Origin of the sequence: Niveispirillum sp. KHB5.9, assembly GCF_048066115.1 — a bacterium.
Lineage (GTDB): Bacteria > Pseudomonadota > Alphaproteobacteria > Azospirillales > Azospirillaceae > Niveispirillum.
On record NZ_JBLTYX010000022.1, the window covers coordinates 1 to 19,781 of the forward strand.

The 19,781-nt window shown below is 64.8% G+C and carries 26 protein-coding genes; 6 read left to right on the top strand and 20 right to left on the bottom strand.

The window, feature by feature from the left end:
- Nucleotides 1–189: 189 nt before the first annotated feature.
- The 3 genes from ACM9HJ_RS25550 to ACM9HJ_RS25560 are packed head-to-tail and all read right to left on the bottom strand — an operon-like array spanning nt 190 to nt 2,309.
- On the bottom strand, nt 190–738 hold the full coding sequence (locus tag ACM9HJ_RS25550) for a gamma carbonic anhydrase family protein (protein WP_416574615.1): 549 nt from the start codon (nt 736–738) through the stop codon (nt 190–192).
- Nucleotides 735–1,796 carry an N-acetyl-gamma-glutamyl-phosphate reductase gene (argC, locus tag ACM9HJ_RS25555; RefSeq protein ID WP_416574616.1) on the bottom strand — a complete coding sequence of 354 codons (1,062 nt, stop codon included), beginning with the start codon at nt 1,794–1,796 and terminating at the stop codon, nt 735–737. Before argC ends, ACM9HJ_RS25550 begins: the two co-directional genes overlap by 4 nt.
- A 51-nt stretch (nt 1,797–1,847) precedes the next feature.
- Nucleotides 1,848–2,309: a GNAT family N-acetyltransferase gene (locus tag ACM9HJ_RS25560; RefSeq protein WP_416574617.1), complete on the bottom strand. Its 462-nt coding sequence runs from the start codon at nt 2,307–2,309 to the stop codon at nt 1,848–1,850.
- A gap of 184 nt (nt 2,310–2,493) precedes the next feature.
- On the opposite strand from ACM9HJ_RS25560, the gene ACM9HJ_RS25565 reads away from it, so the two are divergent.
- Nucleotides 2,494–2,700, top strand: a complete 207-nt coding sequence (locus ACM9HJ_RS25565) for a (2Fe-2S)-binding protein (protein WP_416574618.1) — start codon at nt 2,494–2,496, stop codon at nt 2,698–2,700.
- 3 nt (nt 2,701–2,703) lie between these two features.
- Here ACM9HJ_RS25565 and ACM9HJ_RS25570 read toward each other — a convergent pair whose 3' ends face one another.
- Complete coding sequence (locus ACM9HJ_RS25570; protein WP_416574619.1) at nt 2,704–3,285, bottom strand: tetratricopeptide repeat protein; 582 nt, start codon at nt 3,283–3,285, stop codon at nt 2,704–2,706.
- 129 nt (nt 3,286–3,414) lie between these two features.
- Here ACM9HJ_RS25570 and ACM9HJ_RS25575 point away from each other — a divergent pair, with 129 nt between their 5' ends.
- A complete protein-coding gene (locus tag ACM9HJ_RS25575) occupies nt 3,415–3,987 on the top strand; it encodes a PAS domain-containing protein (protein WP_416574620.1) in 573 nt (190 codons plus the stop codon).
- On the opposite strand, the gene ACM9HJ_RS25580 is transcribed toward ACM9HJ_RS25575, so the two are convergent.
- Nucleotides 3,988–5,994, bottom strand: coding sequence for a cache domain-containing protein (locus tag ACM9HJ_RS25580; RefSeq protein WP_416574621.1), 2,007 nt, complete (start codon nt 5,992–5,994; stop codon nt 3,988–3,990).
- A gap of 279 nt (nt 5,995–6,273) precedes the next feature.
- Here ACM9HJ_RS25580 and ACM9HJ_RS25585 point away from each other — a divergent pair, with 279 nt between their 5' ends.
- Complete coding sequence (locus ACM9HJ_RS25585) at nt 6,274–6,684, top strand: VOC family protein (protein WP_416574622.1); 411 nt, start codon at nt 6,274–6,276, stop codon at nt 6,682–6,684.
- A 3-nt stretch (nt 6,685–6,687) separates the two neighbouring features.
- Here ACM9HJ_RS25585 and thiL read toward each other — a convergent pair whose 3' ends face one another.
- The 9 genes from thiL to rpiB all read right to left on the bottom strand — a co-directional run bounded on the left by thiL (nt 6,688) and on the right by rpiB (nt 14,120).
- A complete protein-coding gene (thiL, locus tag ACM9HJ_RS25590; RefSeq protein WP_416574623.1) occupies nt 6,688–7,695 on the bottom strand; it encodes a thiamine-phosphate kinase in 1,008 nt (335 codons plus the stop codon).
- Between the two features lie 6 nt (nt 7,696–7,701).
- Nucleotides 7,702–8,241, bottom strand: coding sequence for a transcription antitermination factor NusB (nusB, locus tag ACM9HJ_RS25595; protein ID WP_416574624.1), 540 nt, complete (start codon nt 8,239–8,241; stop codon nt 7,702–7,704).
- Nucleotides 8,242–8,257: 16 nt separating this feature from the next.
- Complete coding sequence (locus ACM9HJ_RS25600) at nt 8,258–8,722, bottom strand: 6,7-dimethyl-8-ribityllumazine synthase (protein WP_416574625.1); 465 nt, start codon at nt 8,720–8,722, stop codon at nt 8,258–8,260.
- A gap of 31 nt (nt 8,723–8,753) precedes the next feature.
- Complete coding sequence (gene ribB / locus ACM9HJ_RS25605) at nt 8,754–9,896, bottom strand: 3,4-dihydroxy-2-butanone-4-phosphate synthase (RefSeq protein WP_416574626.1); 1,143 nt, start codon at nt 9,894–9,896, stop codon at nt 8,754–8,756.
- Nucleotides 9,897–9,899: 3 nt separating this feature from the next.
- Nucleotides 9,900–10,490 carry a riboflavin synthase gene (locus ACM9HJ_RS25610; protein WP_416574627.1) on the bottom strand — a complete coding sequence of 197 codons (591 nt, stop codon included), beginning with the start codon at nt 10,488–10,490 and terminating at the stop codon, nt 9,900–9,902.
- Nucleotides 10,491–10,568: 78 nt separating this feature from the next.
- On the bottom strand, nt 10,569–11,672 hold the full coding sequence (gene ribD, locus ACM9HJ_RS25615; RefSeq protein ID WP_416574628.1) for a bifunctional diaminohydroxyphosphoribosylaminopyrimidine deaminase/5-amino-6-(5-phosphoribosylamino)uracil reductase RibD: 1,104 nt from the start codon (nt 11,670–11,672) through the stop codon (nt 10,569–10,571).
- Between the two features lie 13 nt (nt 11,673–11,685).
- A complete protein-coding gene (nrdR, locus tag ACM9HJ_RS25620; protein ID WP_416574629.1) occupies nt 11,686–12,147 on the bottom strand; it encodes a transcriptional regulator NrdR in 462 nt (153 codons plus the stop codon).
- Between the two features lie 223 nt (nt 12,148–12,370).
- Nucleotides 12,371–13,651, bottom strand: a complete 1,281-nt coding sequence (glyA, locus tag ACM9HJ_RS25625) for a serine hydroxymethyltransferase (protein ID WP_416574630.1) — start codon at nt 13,649–13,651, stop codon at nt 12,371–12,373.
- A 34-nt stretch (nt 13,652–13,685) separates the two neighbouring features.
- Nucleotides 13,686–14,120 carry a ribose 5-phosphate isomerase B gene (gene rpiB, locus ACM9HJ_RS25630; RefSeq protein WP_416574631.1) on the bottom strand — a complete coding sequence of 145 codons (435 nt, stop codon included), beginning with the start codon at nt 14,118–14,120 and terminating at the stop codon, nt 13,686–13,688.
- Nucleotides 14,121–14,663: 543 nt separating this feature from the next.
- Here rpiB and ACM9HJ_RS25635 point away from each other — a divergent pair.
- The gene (locus ACM9HJ_RS25635) at nt 14,664–15,101 is read left to right on the top strand and encodes a MucR family transcriptional regulator (protein ID WP_416574711.1); all 438 of its coding nucleotides are present in this window, start codon (nt 14,664–14,666) and stop codon (nt 15,099–15,101) included.
- A 49-nt stretch (nt 15,102–15,150) separates the two neighbouring features.
- Here the strand turns inward: ACM9HJ_RS25635 and ACM9HJ_RS25640 are convergent, their stop codons facing one another.
- The 4 genes from ACM9HJ_RS25640 to ACM9HJ_RS25655 form a co-directional block, all read right to left on the bottom strand.
- On the bottom strand, nt 15,151–15,348 hold the full coding sequence (locus ACM9HJ_RS25640) for a DUF6898 family protein (protein WP_416574632.1): 198 nt from the start codon (nt 15,346–15,348) through the stop codon (nt 15,151–15,153).
- Nucleotides 15,349–15,366: 18 nt separating this feature from the next.
- Nucleotides 15,367–15,840, bottom strand: coding sequence for a MarR family winged helix-turn-helix transcriptional regulator (locus ACM9HJ_RS25645; protein ID WP_416574712.1), 474 nt, complete (start codon nt 15,838–15,840; stop codon nt 15,367–15,369).
- Between the two features lie 177 nt (nt 15,841–16,017).
- On the bottom strand, nt 16,018–16,518 hold the full coding sequence (locus ACM9HJ_RS25650; protein ID WP_416574633.1) for a hypothetical protein: 501 nt from the start codon (nt 16,516–16,518) through the stop codon (nt 16,018–16,020).
- 26 nt (nt 16,519–16,544) lie between these two features.
- Complete coding sequence (locus ACM9HJ_RS25655; protein WP_416574634.1) at nt 16,545–17,222, bottom strand: response regulator; 678 nt, start codon at nt 17,220–17,222, stop codon at nt 16,545–16,547.
- A gap of 249 nt (nt 17,223–17,471) precedes the next feature.
- On the opposite strand from ACM9HJ_RS25655, the gene ACM9HJ_RS25660 reads away from it, so the two are divergent.
- Complete coding sequence (locus ACM9HJ_RS25660) at nt 17,472–18,302, top strand: class I SAM-dependent methyltransferase (RefSeq protein WP_416574635.1); 831 nt, start codon at nt 17,472–17,474, stop codon at nt 18,300–18,302.
- An 88-nt stretch (nt 18,303–18,390) separates the two neighbouring features.
- Nucleotides 18,391–18,933 (top strand): PadR family transcriptional regulator, encoded by a 543-nt coding sequence (locus tag ACM9HJ_RS25665; RefSeq protein WP_416574636.1) that lies wholly within the window; start codon nt 18,391–18,393, stop codon nt 18,931–18,933.
- A gap of 172 nt (nt 18,934–19,105) precedes the next feature.
- Here ACM9HJ_RS25665 and ACM9HJ_RS25670 read toward each other — a convergent pair whose 3' ends face one another.
- Together ACM9HJ_RS25670 and ACM9HJ_RS25675 are read right to left on the bottom strand one after the other, a co-directional pair.
- Entirely contained in the window at nt 19,106–19,348 is a 243-nt protein-coding gene (locus ACM9HJ_RS25670) for a hypothetical protein (protein ID WP_416574637.1), read from the bottom strand.
- Nucleotides 19,348–19,746, bottom strand: coding sequence for a hypothetical protein (locus ACM9HJ_RS25675; protein ID WP_416574638.1), 399 nt, complete (start codon nt 19,744–19,746; stop codon nt 19,348–19,350). Before ACM9HJ_RS25675 ends, ACM9HJ_RS25670 begins: the two co-directional genes overlap by 1 nt.
- Nucleotides 19,747–19,781: the final 35 nt, after the last annotated feature.

Genomic DNA, 19,781 nt, shown 5'->3' on the forward strand with positions numbered 1-19,781 from the left:
GAGCGAAGCGAGCCCTGACACCTCAAAGGCACCGTCGCTTGTCAGGGCTCGCTTTGCTCGACCTGACCTACGGGTTCACTTCAGCAGCATCCACCGTCACCCCGGCGAAGGCCGGGGTGACGGTGGAAGGGGCTTCTAAGTTAGCGCCTATGGGCGCACGCCGGGATGACGGGAGGGGGGCTGGCCGCCTCACACCGGCCCGCCACCCACCTCTTCCAGATAAACCTTGGCCATTTCCGCGTAATGCGGAGCGATGGACATCTGGGATTTGATGTCATCCTCGGTCAGCAGGCGCAGGAATTTCGCCGGGCTTCCGCCCCAAAGCTCGCCGGCCTTCACCCGCTTGCCCGGTGTGACCAGGGCGCCGGCCGCCACCATGGCACCGGCCTCCACCACCACCCCATCCATGATGCAGGCCTTCATGCCGATGAAGGCCCCATCCTCCACCACGCAGCCATGCAGCAGGGCCAGATGGCCGACGGTGACATTGTCGCCGATGGTCGTGCTGAAACGGTTGCGGGTGCAGTGGACGACGCTGCCATCCTGGATGTTGGAGTTCCTGCCGATGCGGATGGAATGCACATCGCCGCGGATGGTGACACCGAACCAGATATTGCTGCCCGCCCCGATCTCCACATCGCCGATGATCGTGGCATTGGCCAGGAACACCGTGGGGTCGATCACGGGCAGCTTGCCCTTGAAGGGCAGGATGGTGGGGATGGGGCGGCTATGGATCATGGGAACACCGGCACCACGTCCAGGCCCAGCGTTTCGGCAAAGCCGTACATGATGTTGAAATTCTGCACGGCCTGGCCCGAGGCGCCCTTCATCAGATTGTCGATGACGGAAACCAGGATGGCGCGGCCGGGGATGCGGTCGGCGAAAACATTGATCAGCGCCAAGTTGGAGCCGGCGACATGCCGCGTCTGCGGGCCGACACCGGGCGCCAGCAGCTTCACGAACGCCTCACCCGCATAGGCCTTTTCCAGGCTGGCGCGCAGGTCGGCGGCGGTGACGCCGTCCTTCAGGCGGACATAGGTCGTGGCCATCATGCCCCGGTTCATCGGGATCAGATGCGGGGTGAAGGCGATGCGGACATCATCGCGGCCGGCGGCCCAGCCCAGGCTCTGTTCGATCTCCGGCGCGTGGCGGTGGGATGCGACGCCATAGGCATGCATGCCTTCCGCCACCTCGCAATAAAGGCTGCCCTGCTTGGCATCGCGGCCGGCACCGGACACGCCGGACTTGGCATCGATGATGATGTCATCGGCCTGGATCAGCCCGTCGCGCAGCAGCGGCAGCAGCGGCAGCAGCGAGGCGGTGGGATAGCAGCCGGGATTGGCCACCAGCCGGGCCGCGGCCACCTGTTCACGCGCCACTTCCGCCAGGCCGTACACGGCGGTTGCCTGCAGGTCGGTGGCCTTGTGGGCGTGGCCATACCATTCGGCGTAGGTATCGACATTGAACAGGCGGAAATCGGCCGACAGGTCGCATATGCGGACATGGGCGGGCAGACCGGCAATCACCTCCTGCGTCGTGCCGTGCGGCAGGCCGCAGAAGACGAAATCGACCTCGTCCCAGTTCACGTCGGCGATCTTGGTCAGGACCGGCAGATCATAGGGGGCCAGGTGCGGGAACACTTCCGACACCGGTTTGCCGGCGGCACGCTCCCCCGTCAGGGCGGTGATGCGGACATTGGGATGGCGCAGCAGCAATCGCATCAGTTCCGCGCCCGTATAGCCGGAAGCGCCCAGAATGGCGACGCGGACGGGGTTGGCGGCGGAAAAGGCGGTCATGTGCTGCAAGCTCCTGATCAACGAAAGGGGCGATACCATCGCACCCGTTCGTTACAAATACAGCTTCATGCCCTCATGCGAAGCATCAAAGCCAAGGCGCTGGTAGAACCTGTGCGCATCGGTCCGCCCCTTGTCGGTGGTCAATTGCACCAGTCCGCAGCCGCGCGCCCGCACCATGTCCAGGCAATTCTCGATCAGGATGGCGCCCAGGCCCTTGTTGCGCAGATTGGACGCCACGCGCACCGCCTCGATCGTGCAGCGGCGCATGCCCTTGCGGCCCAGGCCGCGCGCATAATTCAGCTGGGCCATGCCGACGACGCGGCCATCCAGGTCCAGGACCAGGATCTCCGCACTGGGGTCCAGCATGATCTCGTCCCAGGCCTCGTAATAGGGTTCCAGGTCGGTGGTATCCTCCCGCCCCTGCCCCAGCATGTCATCCACCAGCAGCGCCACCATCTCCGGCACGTCCCGGCGCTGGGCCATGCGCACCACGATATCGTCCTTGATCGTCATCCGGTCCCCCTCGTGATCCCTGCCCCCGGTTATAACAGGGATCGGGGATCGACAGGGGGCCGATATATCGCCCCATCGATACCGCATAGGGCCCTTGCGATGGATTCGCATTTTCACTCTGGCGTATGCGAGTGATTTGCAGTATCCAGACATTCCCAACGCTGACCGGGGTCGCTGTCCGATCATGTATGTCTGCATCTGTAACGCCATCAACTGCAAGACGGTTCGCAAGAGCGTTAATGACGGTGCGGGCAGCGTTGCCAGCGTTTTCAAGTCCTGCGGGAAGACCCCGCAATGCGGTCGTTGCTTCACCACCATCCGTGACATGGTGGGCGAAAGCCGTGCCGCCAACAGCGACGTGTGCATGACGCACGCCATCGCCGCCGAATAAGCGTCAGCAACCCTTCAGATTGGTGGGATTGCAGGGGCCCTTCTTCAGCTCTCCCCGCATGGCCTTGCGCGCCTCGTCCTTGGCCGCTTCCTCGGCCTTGTCGGCTTCGGCTTCCGCCTTCAGCTTGGCTTTCGCCTCCTCGATCTTGCGGGCACGGTCCTCCTTGATCACCCGCAGGTCCGGGTCGTTCTTGGCCAGACGGGCGCCCAGCAGGTTCAGGTTGCGGTCGGCGGCGGCATAAAGCGGTTCGTCACTGATCGACCCGTCGGCCCGCGGCGCGCCCTCCTCGCTGGCCGAGACATAGACGACACGGTAATGACCATAGGCCTCGTCATAGCGGCCCAGTTCCTGGTTGATCAGGGCCAGCTGATAGCGGGCCTGCATGTTTTCCGGGTCCTTGGCGGCCAGCCGGCCGTAGAATTCCAAGGCCATGACATAATCCTTGGCCGCCAGCGCCGCCTTGCCCCGGTCATTGTCGTCATTCATGAAGGGATTGACCGGTTGGGCCCAGCGCGGCGTCAGGCAACCCGGCAATGCGACCAGCAAGGACAGGGCCAGGCAGACGGACGGCAGGCGGCGGATCATGAGGGCCTCGGGCTTCGATGTATCGTCCGCATCCTATCACGGTGGCGGCGGCCGTCACTTGCTACGCGAAAGATAGTTCACCATCCTCACCCCCTCGCTTATGGTGTCAGCAACCATACAGGGGTGGGTATGCAGGCGGAAGAAAGCGGCTGGGCGACGGACCGGATGATCCTGGTGCAGGATCGCGGCATGCTGGCGCTGCTGCTGTTTTGGTGGCGCCTGAAACAGGCCAATGGCGGCACCGTCCTGCCCACCCGCCGGCAGATGGATCCCTGCGCCTTTCCCCGGTCCATCCTGCCCAACATGTTCATCTATGAACGCGACGGCGACCGCCGCCTGCGCTGCCGCCTGTCGGGCACCAGGATGCGCGAGCTGTTCGGGGTGGATGGCACGGGGCTTTATCTGGATCAGATGATGGTGCCGGCCTCCGTACCCGGCCGCAACGCCCTGTTCCATGACAGCCTGGATAACAGAATGCCGATGTTCTATCGCGGCTATCTGGTGCCGGCGGGCCGCGGCTGGCGCGGGTTCAACCGGCTGCTGCTGCCGGTATCGGTGGAACCGGGGGCGCCACCGGCACAGGTGATGGGCATGGTCCGCGTGTTCGATCCCCCGCCCGGCAACCGCGACGCCGCCGATGCCGACGGGCTGGTCAGCGCCCGGCTGCTGGGCGACGGGGAATGCGGGGAGCTGGCGGAGTAGTCACGCCGCCGCCAGCACCGCCTCCACCTGCCGCGTCGTGGCCAGATCCAGGCGGAACTGCAGGCGCAGCACGCCGTCTGTGCAGCTGACGGTGCGGCCGCGCAAGGGGCCGCCGGGCAATCCTGCCAGTTCCACCTCGTCCCCCGGACGCACCGTCAGGCCGGTGCGGATGGCGGCACCGGCGGCGGACAGGTCGATGACCCGGCCGGCCTGCGGGCTGCCGCTGACGCCCCTGGCGCCCTTGACGGACAGTTCCACGGCCATATCCACCTCGCGCCGTTCGAAGGCACGGCGCTCACCGGCATGGTCCATGGCGGTCAGGAAATCCTCCACCTCCTGGCGCAGCTGCTCGGCCTGTTCGGACAGCTCGCCGGCCGCGGCGTGCAGCTGGGCGGATGCCGACATGGTGAACTGGGCGCCCTCGCGCACCGACACGATGCTTTCCGATACCTCGCCGGTGCGATGGGCGGCCTCATGCACGTTGCGGCTGATTTCCGCGGTGGCGGCACCCTGCTGGTTCACCGCACTGGCGATGGTGCTGGAATTCTGGCCGATGCTGTCGATGATGTCGGTGATGGCACCGATCATGCCGGCCGCGTCCTCGGCCGCGTCCTTCACGGCGCGGGCCTGATGGGCGATATCCTCCGTGGCACGCGCGGTCTGGCCGGACAGGTTCTTCACCTCCCCGGCCACCACGGCGAAGCCCTTGCCGGCCTCCCCCGCCCGAGCCGCCTCGATCGTGGCGTTCAGGGCCAGCAGGTTGGTCTGGCTGGCAATGTCGCTGATCAGGCCGACGACGCCCTGGACATTGGCGACCACGCTCGACAGCTCGTCCATGATGCGCCGTGCATTGTGGGCCTTGTCGACGGCATCGGCGGTGATCTGGGCGGTGATGGAGACCTGACGGCCGATCTCCGCACTGGACGCCGACAGTTCCTCCGTCGCGGCAGCCACGGTCTGGGCATTGTCGCGGGCGACCTGGGCGCTGTCGGCGACACTGTCGGACTGGCGGCCGGTCATTTCCGCCTGTTGCTGCAGGCCGCCGGAGGTGGCTTCCAGCTCCGTCGCGGCGGCAGCCACGGTCTTCAGCTTGCCGGCGACGGCCAGCTTGAAGTCGCGGGTCAGCACCTCCAGGGCGGCGCGGCGGCGCTCCTTGGCCTCCTCCTCCTGGGCCTTTTCGGCCTCCAGGGCGCGGGCCCGCAGGGCATTGTCGCGGAAGATGGCAACGGCGCGGGCCATGGCCCCCACCTCGTTGGCAGCCGTCGCCTCCGGCACCTCCACCTCCAGCCTGCCCTGGGCCAGATCGCGCATGGTGGCGGTCAGGGCCGACAGGGGCCGCGCCAGGGTGCGGGCCACCGCGCTGGAGCAGAGCGCCGACAGGCCGCCCAGCACGACCATGGCGATCACCTGGATCAGCAGCATCTGGCGGTGCTTGCGGCCGACATCATCGGTATAGACGCCGGAGCCCACCACCCAGCCCCATTCGGGCACCAGTTCCACATAGGAGATCTTGCTCACCGGCTCGTCATAACCGGCTTTGGGCCATTGATAGGGCACATAGCCGGCCTTGTCCGGCCCCGTGGCCACGCGCACCATGTCGCGGAACATCAGGGTACCGATCGGATCCTTGAAATTGGACATGTCCTGTCCGTCCAGCTCCGGCTTGATCGGATGCATGACCATGCGGTGGCTGGTGTCGTTCACCCAGACATATTCACCGGAGAAGCGCATGGCCTTGATGGCGGCCAGGGCGCGTGCCTGGGCTTCGCCCTTTGTCAGAGTGCCGGCCTTCTCCTGGGCGGCATAGGCATGGGCGACACCGGCCGCCCCCTCCACCGCCGAGCGGGCGCTGGCGCGATAGCGTTCCTGCAACTGGGCATATTGCTGCTCGCTGGTCAGGACCGCGAAGCAGACCAGACCCAGCAGCGAGATCAGCACGATCAGGCCCAGCCGTTTCGAGATAGAACTATTGTGGAACCATTCTGAAATATTCGCCAACCGCATCATTTCGCCACCGTCCTGTTTTTCTCTATTATTGAACGACCATTCAGAACATTTACTGGCGCTTGTATCCGCAAAGCCGGACCGGGCGGCAACCGGCAATTTGGCGAAATCCGGGATCAATCGGTTAAGCTGTCATTGACCGTGCCGCCAAAGCCTTGATCTGCGGTCGTTTCCCGTCCAACTGTATCGGGTTGGAACGGGTATCCGGGCCTTGTTCCGCGTCAAACTGCGGCAATCAGCCACACATCCGGATTACCCCGAGAGAGGGATTGGGAGGGAAAGATGGCCGTTCCGTTCACCCTGCTGGGCCTGGACCATATCGTGCTGCGAGTGCGCGATATCGGGCGGATGATGGGCTTCTATCAAGAGGTCCTGGGTTGCTCTTTGCAAAAAATCCAGGCGGAGATCGGGCTCTACCAGTTGCGCGCCGGGCGCCAGCTGATCGATCTGGTGCCGTTGGATGGCAAGCTGGGTCGGATGGGCGGGGCCGGGCCGGGGGCGGAGGGGCGCAACCTGGAGCATTTCTGCCTGGAGGTGTCGCCGTTCGATGATGCGGCGATCCGTGCGCATCTGGCGGCGCATAGGGTGGAGGTCGGCACCACGGGGATGCGTAATGGCGCGCGTGGTGAGGGGCTGTCGATCTATCTGACCGACCCGGAGGGGAACAATGTGGAGCTGAAGGCGGTGTTGTAGGTTTTAGAAATGCCGCCAGCCGCCGGTGCCCAGGTCGGCCTCGGCCCCCTCCAGACCCAGCACATCCAGGCCGGGTTCGCCTTCGATCACCTTGCCGATGCGGGTGACCTTGATGCCGGCATTGATGCCGGCGGCGGCGATGTCTTCGGCCTTGTCGGCCGGGGCGGTGAAGGCGATTTCGTAATCGTCGCCACCGGTCAGCACCGCCTTGCGCAGGGACGGCGTGTTCAGCAGCAGGCGCAGGGCGGCACCGGACATGGGTACGGCCTGCGCATCCAGCTGCAAGCGCACCTTGCTCGCCAGCGCCAGATGGCGCAGATCGGCGACCAGCCCGTCGGACACGTCCAACGCCGCCGTACCGAACACGCGCAGCGAGGCGACAAGGTCCAGGCGCGGGGTGGGCCGGCGCAGACGGGAGAGCAGATAGGCGCGGTCGGTGTCGCTGACGGGCTGGGTCGGCGCCCCCAGGGCCAGCTTCAGCCCCAGCGCGGCATCGCCGATGGAGCCGGTAACGAACAGGGCGTCGCCCAGCTTGGCGCCCTTGCGGCGGATCATGCGGTTGCGCGGCACCAGGCCGAGCGCGGTGATGGTCAGCGACAGGGGGCCGGAGGTGGAGACGCTGTCACCGCCGGCCAGATTGACCTTGAATTCGCGCTGCGCCTCGCCCAACCCCTTGGCGAACGCTTCAACCCAATCATCGCCGATGCTCTTGGGCAAGGACGTGGTCAGGGAATAGGCCAGCGGTTCGGCACCCTTGGCCGCCAGATCCGACATGTTGACGGCCAGGATCTTGTGGCCCAGGTCGGCGGGATTGTCCTGGGGCAGGAAATGCACGCCGCTGACCATGGCGTCGGTGGTGACCACCAGCTGCTGATCATACGGCACGTCCAGCACGGCGGCATCGTCGGTCAGGTCGAAGGCACCGGGCACGCCCACGGCCAGGGGCCGGAAGAAACGTTCGATCCGGCCGAATTCACCCAAACCAGCGATTGCCACCACAGGCGATGTCACGACGCGTTACCCCTTGGCCTTCGCGTCCATCTCGGCCGCGCGCAGGATGCGGGCCAGCTTGTCCAGCACACCATTGACCATGCCGGGTTCACGGCCGGCGAAGAAGGCGTGGGTGACGTCGATATAATCGTTGATGATGATGTAGGGGGGCACGGAATTGTTGGCCAGCAGTTCCCAGGACCCGGCGCGCAGGATGGCGCGCAGCAGCAGTTCCATGCGCTCCAGCGACCATTGCCGGTCCAGAAGCCCGCCCAGATGCTGGTCCACCTCCGCCAGGCGCCCCTGCACGCCGCGCACGATGTCGGCGAACAGGGTCGGGTCGGCGGTCACGAATTCCTCGCCATCCTGCTCCTGACCGATGCGGTGGCGGGCAAATTCATGGATGACGGTATCGCTGGACGCACCGGCCAGATCGATCTGGTACAGGCCCTGGACGGCGGCCAGACGGGCGGCCGAACGGCGGGCCTTGGCGGACCCGGTGGGCTTGATCTTGGGCGCCGGCTCATTGGCGGCGACCGGGGCGGTGGTCTTCTTGCGGGGGGGCATATTGGAACCTGGAAACTCAGCGGGAATAGAGACGGAACTGCTTCTTCAGCTCGATCATCTGAAGGCAGGCATTGGCGGCGAAACCGCCCTTGTTCTTCTGATCGACAGCGGCCCGGGCCCAGGCCTGCTTGAAATCCTCGGTCGTCAGGATGCCATTGCCGATGGCCAGCGTGTGCTGCAAAGACAGCTGGGCCAGACCATGGGCGCTTTCCTGGCAGACATAGTCGTAATGGGTGGTCTCACCCCGGATCACGCAGCCCAGCGCCACATAGCCGTCGAAACGGCGGCGGCCGGAATAGAAATCCATCGACTTGACGGAGAACTGGATGGCGGCGGGGATTTCCAGGGCGCCAGGCACCTGGAATATCTCGTAGGTGGCACCGACCGCCTCCAGTGCCGCCACTGCACCCTTCACCAGCTCGTCCGCGAGGTCGTCATAGAAACGGGCCTCGACGATCATGATATGGGGTGCGTCAGCCATTTGGGTCATCCAGCCGGTCATGTTGAAAGGATCAGAAGGGGGTGGGTATGGCCCTTTGGCCGACAATGGTCAACCCATAGCCTTCGAGGCCCACCACCGTCTTTTTGGTATTGCTCAACAGCACCATGCGCTTCACGCCCAGGTCGTTCAGGATCTGGGCGCCGATGCCATAGTCGCGCAGCTCGCCATGCGGGTCGGTGGTGCCGTCATCGATGGCGCGCAGCCGGTCGGCCAGCGAGAAGGGCTGGGCATCGCGCATCAGGACGATGACGCCGCGCCCTTCCTCCCCCACCGCCTTCATGGCGACGTCCAGGCCGCCGGCGGGGCCATGGCGGTTGTCGGCCAGCAGGTCCTTGACGATGTTCAGCGAATGCATGCGCACCGGCACCGGCACGCCATCATGGATGTCGCCCTTGACCAGCGCGATATGCTCCGCACCGCTGATGCGGTTGCGATAGACGATCATTTCGAACCGGCCGCCGAAATGGCTGTCCAGCACGGTGCGGTAGGAACGCTCGATGATGGTCTCCGTGCGGCGGCGATAGGCGATCAGGTCGGCGATGGTGCCGATCTTCAGCCCGTGCAGCTGCGCGAACTTCACTAGGTCCGGCATGCGGGCCATGGTGCCGTCATCATTCATGATCTCGCAGATCACGCCCGCTGCCGGCAGACCGGCCAGACGGGAGAAATCCACCGATGCCTCGGTATGGCCCGCGCGGACCAGGGTGCCACCATCGCGCGCCAGCAGCGGGAAGACATGGCCGGGCGTGACGATGTCGCGGCTGTCGACATTCTCGTCGATGGCGACCTGGATGGTGCGCGAGCGATCGGCGGCGGAGATGCCGGTGGTGACGCCGGTGCGGGCCTCAATGGAGACGGTAAAGGCGGTCTGGTGCCGGGTGCCGTTCTGCTGCGCCATCAGCGGCAGGCGCAGACGCTCATTATGCTGGCTGTCGATGGCCAGACAGATCAGGCCACGGCCGAAGCGGGCCATGAAATTGATGGCTTCCGGCGTGGCGGCGGAAGCGGGGATCACCAGATCGCCCTCATTCTCCCGGTCCTCGTCATCGACCAGGATGAACATGCGGCCCTGGCGCGCCTCTTCGATCAATTCCTCGGTGCTCGACAGCACGGGACGATCTTCCTCCGTCAGGCGGGTTTCGGTGATCGACATGGTTTAAGCGTCCTTCCCCACCAGCCGCGCGACATAGCGCGCCAGCATATCCACTTCCAGATTGATCTTCGCTCCCGGCCCGATCAGGCCGAAGGTGGTCTGTTCCGCCGTATGCGGGATGATGTTGACGCCGAACACGTCGTCATCGACCTCGTTCACCGTCAGCGACACGCCATTCAGCGCGACGGAGCCCTTGGCGGCGATGAAGTTCTTCAGCTTCTGCGGCACGCGGAAGCGCCAGCGATGGCTGTCGCCGTCCGGCGTGACGGACACGACCTCCGCCACGGCATCGACATGGCCATAGACCAGATGGCCGCCCAGCTCGTCCCCCAGCTTCAGCGAGCGTTCGAGGTTCAGCGGCGTGCCGACCACCCAGTCGCCGACCGTGGTCTTGGCGATGGTTTCGGCGGACACATCGACCTTGTAGGCATTGGCCAGTTTCTCCACCACGGTCAGGCAGACCCCGTTGGAAGCAATGGACGCGCCCATGGCAACGGTCGACAGGTCGAACCGTGTCTCGATGGTCAGTCTCAGGTCGCCACGGCGCTCGATCTCCACGACGCGGCCGACATCGGTGATGATTCCGGTAAACATGGGCCATAACCTAGGGCTTGGCGCGGATTTGCGCGAGAGGGCGATGGATGCGCGGGGCGCATGGCGGGGGACCGGAGATCAGCCGGATCGGCGGTGATGCTCGGCACTGTCGCGACCGGGGGACAGCCGCAGCGCCCGGTCCAGCACGTCCACCCCCAGCCCACCCACGGCCGGCAGCCCGTCGCCGCCGATCAGCATCGGTGCGCGGAACCATTCCACCCGGTCGACCAACCCGGCTTTCAGGAAGGCTGTGGCCACCGTCGGCCCACCCTCGATCAGCAGGCGGGTGATCCCCTGCCCGGCGATGGCGGTCAGGCTGGCCGCCACGGGCAGGCGGCCAGCCTCGTCGGCATCGACGCGCAGGATGCGGACGCCGTGTGCTTCCAGTGCCGCGGCACGCTCCGGGTCGGCCCCGGCCAAGGTCACGACCCAGGTCGGCGCCACGCTTGCCGCCCCCTGGGCCAGTTTCGATGTGACGGGCAGCCGCAACGCACTGTCCAGGACGATGCGCACCGGGTTGGCGCCTTCCAGGCCGGGCAGCCGGCAGGTCAGTTCCGGGTCGTCGGCCAGAGCCGTGCCGATGCCGACCAGGATGGCGTCGTGGTTGGCACGCAGCAGGTGGCCACGTGCACGGCTTTCCGGGCCGGTGATCCATTGGCTGTGGCCGGTGGAGGTGGCGACCCGCGCATCCAGGCTGGTGGCCAGTTTCAGGGTGACACCGGGGCGGCCGTGCAGGATGCGGGTGATGAAGCCGAAATTGACGTCCAGCGCGTCATCGGCACACAGGCCGACATCGACCCGGATGCCCGCCTCGCGCAGTCGCCTTATGCCGCCGCCGGAGACGCGGGGGTCCGGATCCTCGCACGCGACCACGATGCGATTGAGGCCGGCATCGATCAGCGCCTCTGAACAGGGCGGCGTCTTGCCATGGTGGTTGCAGGGTTCCAGGCTGACATAGGCGGTGGCACCGCGCGCGCCATCGCCGGCCTGGGCCAGGGCCTGGGGTTCGCCATGCGGGCGGCCGCCAGGCGCGGTGACGCCACGACCCAGCACGATCCCGTCCTTGACCACGATGCAGCCCACCGACGGGTTGGGCCAGACACGGCCCAGGTTGCGCCGGGCCAAGCCCAGTGCCGCCTGCATATGGCCGTGATCCGTGTCGCTGAAAACGGGGTCGGTCAAGCCGGGCCCTCCGTCAGTCCTCGGCCTCGGGCCGCAGCTTCTCGACAAATTCGTTGAAATCGGCGGCCTCGCGGAAGTCGCGATAGACCGACGCGTAGCGGATGTACGCCACCTTGTCGATGCCGGCCAACTGGTTCATCACCATCTCGCCGATCTGGGTGGAGGGGATTTCGGTTTCCCCGCTGCTTTCCAGCTGGCGCACGATGGAGTTCACGACGCGGTCCACCCGGTCGGCATCCACGGGCCGCTTGCGCAGCGAGATGCGCATGGAGCGCAGCAGTTTCTCCCGGTCGAAGGGTTCCTTCTGGCCGGACGATTTCACCACATAGAGTTCACGCAGCTGCACCCGTTCGAAGGTGGTGAAGCGGGCACCGCAGGCCGGGCAGAAACGACGGCGGCGGATGGCGGACCCATCGTCGGTGGGGCGACTGTCCTTCACCTGGGTATCGTCATTCCCGCAAAACGGACAGCGCATGAAACCCCTCCGTGATTTGTTTCGTTAATGGTCCCTGATCTGACGATCAGGAACCTCCTCAAACGCCGGGCGCCGCCATCCGGCGGCTTGGCTCACGCGACCATGTGGTCGCGGGCCGGCGGTCGCCGGCCTCCGGGCACATGAGGCATTGCCTCATGTGCCCGGCTTTGCCAAAGCAGAAACCCCGATTCCGGGATGGCCGGAACCGGGGTTCTTGTCAAGCTTACAGCGTCGGGTAGATCGGGAAGCGGCGGCACAGTTCCTGTACCCGCGCCCGCACCCGGCTTTCCGCAGCACTATTGTCACCATTGCTGACCGCCAGCGCGTCCAGCACTTCCACGATCATGTCGCCGACCTGGGCGAATTCGGCGGTGCCGAAGCCGCGGGTGGTGGCGGCAGGCGTGCCCAGGCGGACGCCCGAGGTCACGAACGGCTTTTCCGGGTCGAACGGCACGCCGTTCTTGTTGCAGGTCATGCCGGCATTTTCCAAGGCATGCTCGGCGGCCTTGCCGGTCAGCTTCTTGGGACGCAGGTCGACCAGCACGATATGGCTGTCGGTACCGCCGGACACGATGTCCAGGCCGCCGGCGATCAGGCGCTCGGCCAGGACCTTGGCATTGGCGACGACGTTGGTGGCATAGGTCTTGAACTCCGGCTTCAGCGCCTCGCCGAAGGACACGGCCTTGGCGGCGATGACATGCATCAGCGGGCCGCCCTGCAGGCCGGGGAACACGGCGGAGTTGATCTTCTTGCCCAGGTCCGGGTCGTTGGACAGGATCATGCCGCCACGCGGGCCGCGCAGGGTCTTGTGCGTCGTCGTCGTGGTGATATGGGCGTGCGGGATGGGCGACGGATAGACGCCGGCCGCGACCAGACCCGCGTAATGGGCCATGTCGACCATCAGGTACGCGCCGATCTCGTCCGCGATCTTGCGGAAGCGGGCGAAGTCGATCTGGCGCGGATAGGCGGAACCACCGGCGATGATCAGCTTCGGCTTATGCTCGCGCGCCTTGGCCTCGACATCGTCATAGTCGATCAGGTTGGTGTCGCGGGTCACGCCATAGGACACGACCTTGAACCACTTGCCCGACTGGTTGGCGGGGGAGCCATGGGTCAGGTGGCCGCCGGCGGCCAGGTCCATACCCATGAAGGTGTCGCCGGGCTGAAGCAGCGCCATGAACACGGCCTGGTTGGCCTGCGCGCCGGAATGCGGCTGGACATTCACATACTCACAGCCGAACAGCTTCTTGGCGCGCTCGATGGCCAGCGTCTCGGCCACGTCGACATATTCGCAACCGCCGTAATAGCGCTTGCCTGAGTAACCCTCGGCATACTTGTTGGTCAGGACGGAGCCCTGGGCCTCCAGCACGGCGGTGGAGACGATGTTCTCCGACGCGATCAACTCGATCTGGTCCTGCTGCCGGCCCAGTTCCTGGCGGATGGCGGCGTACAGGTCGGGATCGGCATCGGCCAGGTTATCGGAAAAGAAACCCTGAATGCTCATGTGCGTCTGGTCCTCTGGTACTGTTTTGGGCTGATCAGCCCAACAGGGCGACACGGCGGGCATGACGGCCGCCTTCGAATTCGGTGGAGAAGAAGACGGCCACACAATCCTTGGCCACCTCCACGCCGATGGTGCGCGCACCCAGGCACAGCACGTTGGCGTCATTATGCAGGCGGGTCAGCCGCGCTTCCGTCGGCGTGTGGCACAGGGCGGCGCGGACATGGCGGTGGCGGTTGGCGGCGATGGAGATGCCGATGCCGGTGCCACAGATCAGCACGCCGGACGTGGCGCGGCCATCGGCCAGGGCCGCGGCGACGGCATCGGCGAAGCTGGGATAATCCACCGATTCCGGGCCATTGGTGCCCAGGTCGAGCACGGTATGGCCGGCAGCGCGCAGCTGCTCGGCAAGCACGGCCTTCAGCTCCGGACTGGCATGGTCGCCGGCGATGGCGATGGTCTGGACGCCCATGTTCTCACCCTTTTCCGGGCGAGGCCGCCCGGCACCCTGGAATCCTTATAGACACCCCATCGATAGGGGGTCACCGACGCGGCCGACCCTAGCAGAAGTGTCGTCCCCGCACCAGTTCCCGCCCAGGGCCGTGAAAGCAGCCCCGCCCTGCCGGTGACGCGCGCCTGCCTTCATCGCAAATCTGCAAATAGCGGGAAATAGAAACAATTGAAACATAGCCATGGCAAATTGAAGCACGCCACCTTACGCTATGCCCATGCCCATATTGCGGCCGCGAACGAAGACAATTCGGCAAATATCTAAAATGTTTGTGATAATCGGGCAGAAAGTCGATATCACGCCGCACTATCGTGATTGCGCGGGGATGTCGAACATAGAAGCCATATCAGATAGATGCGCATATTCCGACTGTAACAATTGATATGATGGCATATGGCCAAGTAAAAAAACATACAGATACGTTCCGTTATGCATTGACAGGGAATTGTCCCCGTGCGAAGCGTCCATTCGTTGTTGGTTAACCGTTCAAGAACGTTGAGAGCGATGGAACAGCAGGGCAATGAGGTATTGGCGGGTGATCTGCTGCGAATGACGGCAGAGATTGTTTCCGCTTATGTGGGGCAGAACACGCTTGCGACGCAGCAATTGCCGGACGTGATCAACGCCGTCTACGCGACGCTGACCGGGCTGCAGGGCGCACCCGTGGAAGTGTCGGCCGAGCCGGCCCGTCCGGCCGTGCCGATCAAGAAGTCGGTGACGCCGGAATACATCGTCTGTCTGGAGGACGGCAAGAAGCTGAAGATGCTGAAGCGGCATCTGCGCTCCACCTATGACATGTCGCCCGACGAATACCGCGCGAAGTGGGGCCTGCCGCCGGATTATCCGATGGTTGCACCCAATTACGCGGCACAGCGGTCGGAATTCGCCAAAAAGATCGGCCTGGGCCGCGGCGATACCCGCACCACCCGCCGTCGGGGCTGAAAGGGTTGGTTCATAGAACACGGGGCCGGGGCAGAGCCGGACCCGTGTTCTATGACGATCCCTTGCGCAGCACGTAATTCAGCTTGGCCAGCGCATTTCGGGCCAGCACGGGCTTGCCGGCGCTGGCCGGGCCCTGGATGATGACTTCGGTATTGGTCACCGGGTCGATGGCGCTGACGCGCACGATATTGCCGACCGCGTGGAACTCGATCAGCACGTCGCGTTCATTGAGCGGCGGCCGCGCCATGGTGCCGCTCCCTTCCCCTCAGCCCAGGTTGGACGGCGCATAGGCGCCATAGGACAGCGACGAGGTCCAGAACCGTTCCAGCGTGCGCATCGTCTCGTTGGCGCGGGACAGTTCGTCGGCTGACAGGCCGGACTTGTCCAGCGACTCCACCTGGCGGGCGAACAGCTCCGATATCCGGTCGCGCAGCTTCAGCCCCTTGTCGGAGAGGCGCACGCGCACCGACCGGCGGTCATGCGTGGAACGTTCCTGGGTCAGGTAGCCGTTCTCATGCATCTTTTTCACGTTGTAGGACACGTTGGAGCCCAGATAGTAGCCCCGTGCCGTCAATTCGCCGACCGTCAGCTCGTCATCGCCGATATTGTAGAGGATGAGGCTCTGGACATTGTTGATGTCCTGCATGCCTAAACGGTCGAGTTCGATCTTGAGGACTTCCAGGAAATGACGATGCAGCCGCTCGATGAGCAGAATGCTGTCGTAATAGGGTTGACGCAAGGTCATCTCCATCGATCCCAGGCCGCCGAACGCGTGAAATAGAGCGTCTTTAATGATCGCCTTTTAACACGATCAGGCGTTATGCCTAGACAAAAACCATAACCCGTTCGGAAAGAAACGCCGTAAAAGTGCAAAATTGCACAGAAACAGGGTGTCGAAGCCCGGCGGAGGACCCGCTCAGGCCGGTCGGCGGGCTCCCAGCTTGGCACGCGCCATGTTCAACGACACGGAAAGCGCCTGGCCGATCTGTCCGCCATCACCCTTTATATCGTCGCGGACCAGCACATGCATGGCGTCGATATGCAGGCCGACCACGGCCAGCTGGGCCACCGACGGGTTGGGCAGCGGCACCAGGAAATGGTTCAGCGAGTTGGCAAAGTCCGACAGCAGGTCATAGCCGAAGGTCTTGCCCAGGGTCATGATGCCGTCGCTGATCTTGATCACCCGCTTCAGATGGGCGGGGCGATTCTCCGCATCCGTCATGGCGCGGCGATAGGCTTCCTGCAGATCCGTCAGATCGACGCGGGTCTGGGCGATATGGGCATCCGACATGCGCGAGACATGGGTGCTGGCGCGCGCCAGGGCCGCCGGGTCGATCATGCCCGGCTTGCCATCGGCGGAACCACCGACCTTTTCCCGCAGCTTGTTGGGCCGCTTGATGATTTCAACGCCCGACACTCGGGACTCCGGTTTCAGGTTGTCGTTCATGCGCTCGCTGCCCGCCGCGCGTCGGCTTCCACCGGCGCATCGGCTTGTCCATCGACAGGGTCGGTTTGATTTTCCACCGATCCGGGCTGGCTGTCGATAACCATGTGCGCACCTTCGTCGACGACACGCACATCCTCGGGGCTCATCAGGCGGCGGTCGGAGCCGTCATGCGGCAGGGTCTGGCGGCGACGGTCGGGGCCGAAATAGTTGGGCGCGCGCACAAAGGAACGCGGCTTGTCGATAATCGCCAGCAACCGGCTGGCGACATTGATCACCGACATGGGCTTGGCCAGATATTCGGTGACGCCGCTGTCACGGGCCAGACGCACGGCGGACTCGTCGGCCTCCCCGCTCATCATCACGAAGGGCAGGAAGCGTATCTTGTCGCTTTCATGCTCCCGGACCCATTTCAGCAGGCCGATACCATCCATCGGCTCCATCAGATGGTCGGCGAAGATGATGTCCACGTCGCGGCCGGCGGTGCTGTCCATCTGGGCCGACACGTCCAGGATGGCCATCGCCTCCTCGCCATTGTCGGCCTGCAACACCTTGCCGATTCCCAGCGCCTTCAGGATCGTCACCATGATGGAGCGTACGAAGCGGTTATCGTCCGCGATCAGCACGGACAAGCCATCGAAGCGATAATACTTGTTGTTGTTGGATGGCTTGGACATCGGCGGGAGCAGGTCCGGGCAGCACGGTTCGGGAAGAACCGTTTGTGACAGCTATCGTCATCCGCGCGATGAACGCAAGGTCGGTCAATATCACCCAAAGCATAAGTCGGGGGAAATCCCGCATATCACCATGAAAATCTGTTGATATTTACGCAGGGTTAACATGACCATCCATCCGCACGTAACCACATTGCCCTTTGCCGACGCAACAAAGTAAATAGAGCATTAACGGGGGATAATAGTTCGCACATGATTGGGGCCGGCAACATTGATGAGGCCCGGCGCTGGACCGACAGTGTCCGGGCCTGGGACCTTTGGGCCGAGGGGATGGCCAATCCCGCCGACCGCATCAACCGCCCCCTCCTGGACCTTGCGGCCGCCACCCCCGGCCAGCGCGTGCTGGACCTGGCGGCGGGGGTGGGGGAGCCGGCGCTGAGCCAGGCCAGGCGGTTGGATGGCGACGGGCTGGTGGTGGCCAGCGATCTTGTTCCCGCCATGCTGTCGGGTCTGAGGCGCCGCGCGGCCGGGCTGGCCCATCCGCCTTTGCCGGTCGCCGCCGACATGACCACCCTGCCCTTCGCCACCGCTTGCTTCGACCATGTGCTCTGCCGCTTCGGATTGATGTTCGTGCCGGATGTACCCCTGGCCCTGGCGGAGATGCGGCGGGTGCTGCGTCCCGGCGGAGCGGCGGCGCTGGCCGTGTGGGGTCCGCGCGCGGACAACAACCTGTTCGACCGGCTGGGCCGGTTGCTGGAGCCTGTGCGGGGTGCGGAGGTGGCTGCATTGCTGGCCCCGCTGTTCCGCTTCGCCGACCCGGCGGGGCTTAAGGCCATGGCGCAGGATGCCGGCTTTGCCACAGTGCAGCACGAGGCTTTGAAATTGCGCACGCCGGCCCGGGTGGACCAGCCCTTCTGGCTGCCCACCCTGGAGATGGCCTTCAGCCCGCTGGTGACGTCCCTGTCCCAGGCGGAAAGGGCGGTACTGCATGAGCGGATCGCCACGGATTTCCAGAATGACGCGGATGCCGAACGGCGGTTTTCCGTAACCCTGTCCGTGCATCTGCTGCGCCTTGGAACATGATTAACGAAACGACATATATCGACTCGATGCATCGCTTGACTATGTCACGGCAAGCTCTATCGTGCCGGAATTGTCAGACAGGTGTGTGATGATTGACGTAAAGACCTTGTGCCTGGGTGTGTTGAGTCGGGGCGATGCCTCCGGCTATGAAATTCGCAAGGAATTCGAAGAAGGGCCGCTCAGCCATTTCAGCGATGCCGGCTTCGGTTCCATCTATCCGGCGCTGAAGCGGCTGCTGGATGATGGCCAGATCACCATGCTGCCGCACAATGGCGACGGCCGGCCGGACAAGAAGCTGTATCGGATCACGCCCTCGGGCCGGCACGCGCTGTACCAGTCGCTGACCAAGACTCCGTCGGCAGACAAGCTGCGCTCCGACCTGATGTTCATCCTGAGCTTCGGCCATCTGCTGCCGCCCCGTCATCTGGATCGCATCATCGGTGACCGGATCAGCGATTACCGCCACATGATCGCCACCCTGGAACTGGAGGGCAGCACGGCCCACCGGACACCGGGCGAGCGATTCGTGGAGGGCATGGGCCTGGCCATCTACCGCGCCGTGGCGACGTATCTGGAGGATCACCGGCATGAGCTGGTGGCTGCGGCCTTGATGGAAAGCCAGGTGGCGTAATACCAGCGGCATGAAATCTTGACCTTCGGTCAATCTTTCCTGCCCCTCAGGCGCCGGCGCCCACATCCGTGGGCTTGGGCTTACGCGGCCATGGGGTCACGGGCGCTCAACGCGCCAACCAGCCTACGGCTGGTAAGGGTCCGGCGGAAGGGCGCCAACGCCCCTTCCCCACTCACCGCATCACGGTGCAGGTGCGGTCGCGGCATTGGACCACGACGAAGCCATCCTTCAGGTTGCCACAGCTGATCTTGTAGAGAATCTCGGCCATGCGGCCACTGACCTGCTTCAGCACTTCCAGCTTGGTCGGTTTGCAATTGGCTGCCAGCGCGGTCGCCTTGGCTTCGGCCTGCTGGGCGGCGGCCGGCATCAGGGGCAGCAGCGCCAGGGCCGCCGCCAGGGCCAGGGCCCGTAACATCACGGCTTCTTGCGCTGGGTGAAGGCGGCGGCCAAGGCCTTCAGGTTGTCGGCCTGCTCATGCCCATCGTCGGGCGCCGCCCCGCCACCGCCGGTACCCATGCGGGAAATGATGGCGTCCAGCATCTGTGGCGACAGCTTCTTCGGCCCCGTGCTGGGCCGGGCGGATTTGACCACGCCCTGCCCGGGCGCCGGGGCGGCCGTGGTGATGGACCCGCCGCGGGCGACACGATCCACGGCACTGCCGGCAATGGCCTTCAGGAAGGGCTTGCATAGGCCGCGCAGCAATTGCTCGTCATCCAGCGCCCAGGCGATCAGTACGCGCTGTGCCTGGCTGCGGCTGCCCTGTGCTGCCTTCAATGCCTCACGGATCTTGAGCGTGACATAGGTGTCGCTCATGGCCCCGAGCCCTCCCGGATGGATCAAGACGGATA

Excerpts from the sequence above, each read along its gene's own strand:
- ACM9HJ_RS25550 (WP_416574615.1), bottom strand. The coding sequence starts at position 738 with ATGATCCATAGCCGCCCCATCCCCACCATCCTGCCCTTCAAGGGCAAG.
- argC (WP_416574616.1), bottom strand. The coding sequence starts at position 1,796 with ATGACCGCCTTTTCCGCCGCCAACCCCGTCCGCGTCGCCATTCTGGGC.
- ACM9HJ_RS25560 (WP_416574617.1), bottom strand. The coding sequence starts at position 2,309 with ATGACGATCAAGGACGATATCGTGGTGCGCATGGCCCAGCGCCGGGAC.
- ACM9HJ_RS25565 (WP_416574618.1), top strand. The coding sequence starts at position 2,494 with ATGTATGTCTGCATCTGTAACGCCATCAACTGCAAGACGGTTCGCAAG.
- ACM9HJ_RS25570 (WP_416574619.1), bottom strand. The coding sequence starts at position 3,285 with ATGATCCGCCGCCTGCCGTCCGTCTGCCTGGCCCTGTCCTTGCTGGTC.
- ACM9HJ_RS25575 (WP_416574620.1), top strand. The coding sequence starts at position 3,415 with ATGCAGGCGGAAGAAAGCGGCTGGGCGACGGACCGGATGATCCTGGTG.
- ACM9HJ_RS25580 (WP_416574621.1), bottom strand. The coding sequence starts at position 5,994 with ATGATGCGGTTGGCGAATATTTCAGAATGGTTCCACAATAGTTCTATC.
- ACM9HJ_RS25585 (WP_416574622.1), top strand. The coding sequence starts at position 6,274 with ATGGCCGTTCCGTTCACCCTGCTGGGCCTGGACCATATCGTGCTGCGA.
- nusB (WP_416574624.1), bottom strand. The coding sequence starts at position 8,241 with ATGCCCCCCCGCAAGAAGACCACCGCCCCGGTCGCCGCCAATGAGCCG.
- ACM9HJ_RS25600 (WP_416574625.1), bottom strand. The coding sequence starts at position 8,722 with ATGGCTGACGCACCCCATATCATGATCGTCGAGGCCCGTTTCTATGAC.
- ribB (WP_416574626.1), bottom strand. The coding sequence starts at position 9,896 with ATGTCGATCACCGAAACCCGCCTGACGGAGGAAGATCGTCCCGTGCTG.
- ACM9HJ_RS25610 (WP_416574627.1), bottom strand. The coding sequence starts at position 10,490 with ATGTTTACCGGAATCATCACCGATGTCGGCCGCGTCGTGGAGATCGAG.
- nrdR (WP_416574629.1), bottom strand. The coding sequence starts at position 12,147 with ATGCGCTGTCCGTTTTGCGGGAATGACGATACCCAGGTGAAGGACAGT.
- glyA (WP_416574630.1), bottom strand. The coding sequence starts at position 13,651 with ATGAGCATTCAGGGTTTCTTTTCCGATAACCTGGCCGATGCCGATCCC.
- rpiB (WP_416574631.1), bottom strand. The coding sequence starts at position 14,120 with ATGGGCGTCCAGACCATCGCCATCGCCGGCGACCATGCCAGTCCGGAG.
- ACM9HJ_RS25635 (WP_416574711.1), top strand. The coding sequence starts at position 14,664 with ATGGAACAGCAGGGCAATGAGGTATTGGCGGGTGATCTGCTGCGAATG.
- ACM9HJ_RS25640 (WP_416574632.1), bottom strand. The coding sequence starts at position 15,348 with ATGGCGCGGCCGCCGCTCAATGAACGCGACGTGCTGATCGAGTTCCAC.
- ACM9HJ_RS25655 (WP_416574634.1), bottom strand. The coding sequence starts at position 17,222 with ATGTCCAAGCCATCCAACAACAACAAGTATTATCGCTTCGATGGCTTG.
- ACM9HJ_RS25660 (WP_416574635.1), top strand. The coding sequence starts at position 17,472 with ATGATTGGGGCCGGCAACATTGATGAGGCCCGGCGCTGGACCGACAGT.
- ACM9HJ_RS25665 (WP_416574636.1), top strand. The coding sequence starts at position 18,391 with ATGATTGACGTAAAGACCTTGTGCCTGGGTGTGTTGAGTCGGGGCGAT.
- ACM9HJ_RS25670 (WP_416574637.1), bottom strand. The coding sequence starts at position 19,348 with ATGTTACGGGCCCTGGCCCTGGCGGCGGCCCTGGCGCTGCTGCCCCTG.
- ACM9HJ_RS25675 (WP_416574638.1), bottom strand. The coding sequence starts at position 19,746 with ATGAGCGACACCTATGTCACGCTCAAGATCCGTGAGGCATTGAAGGCA.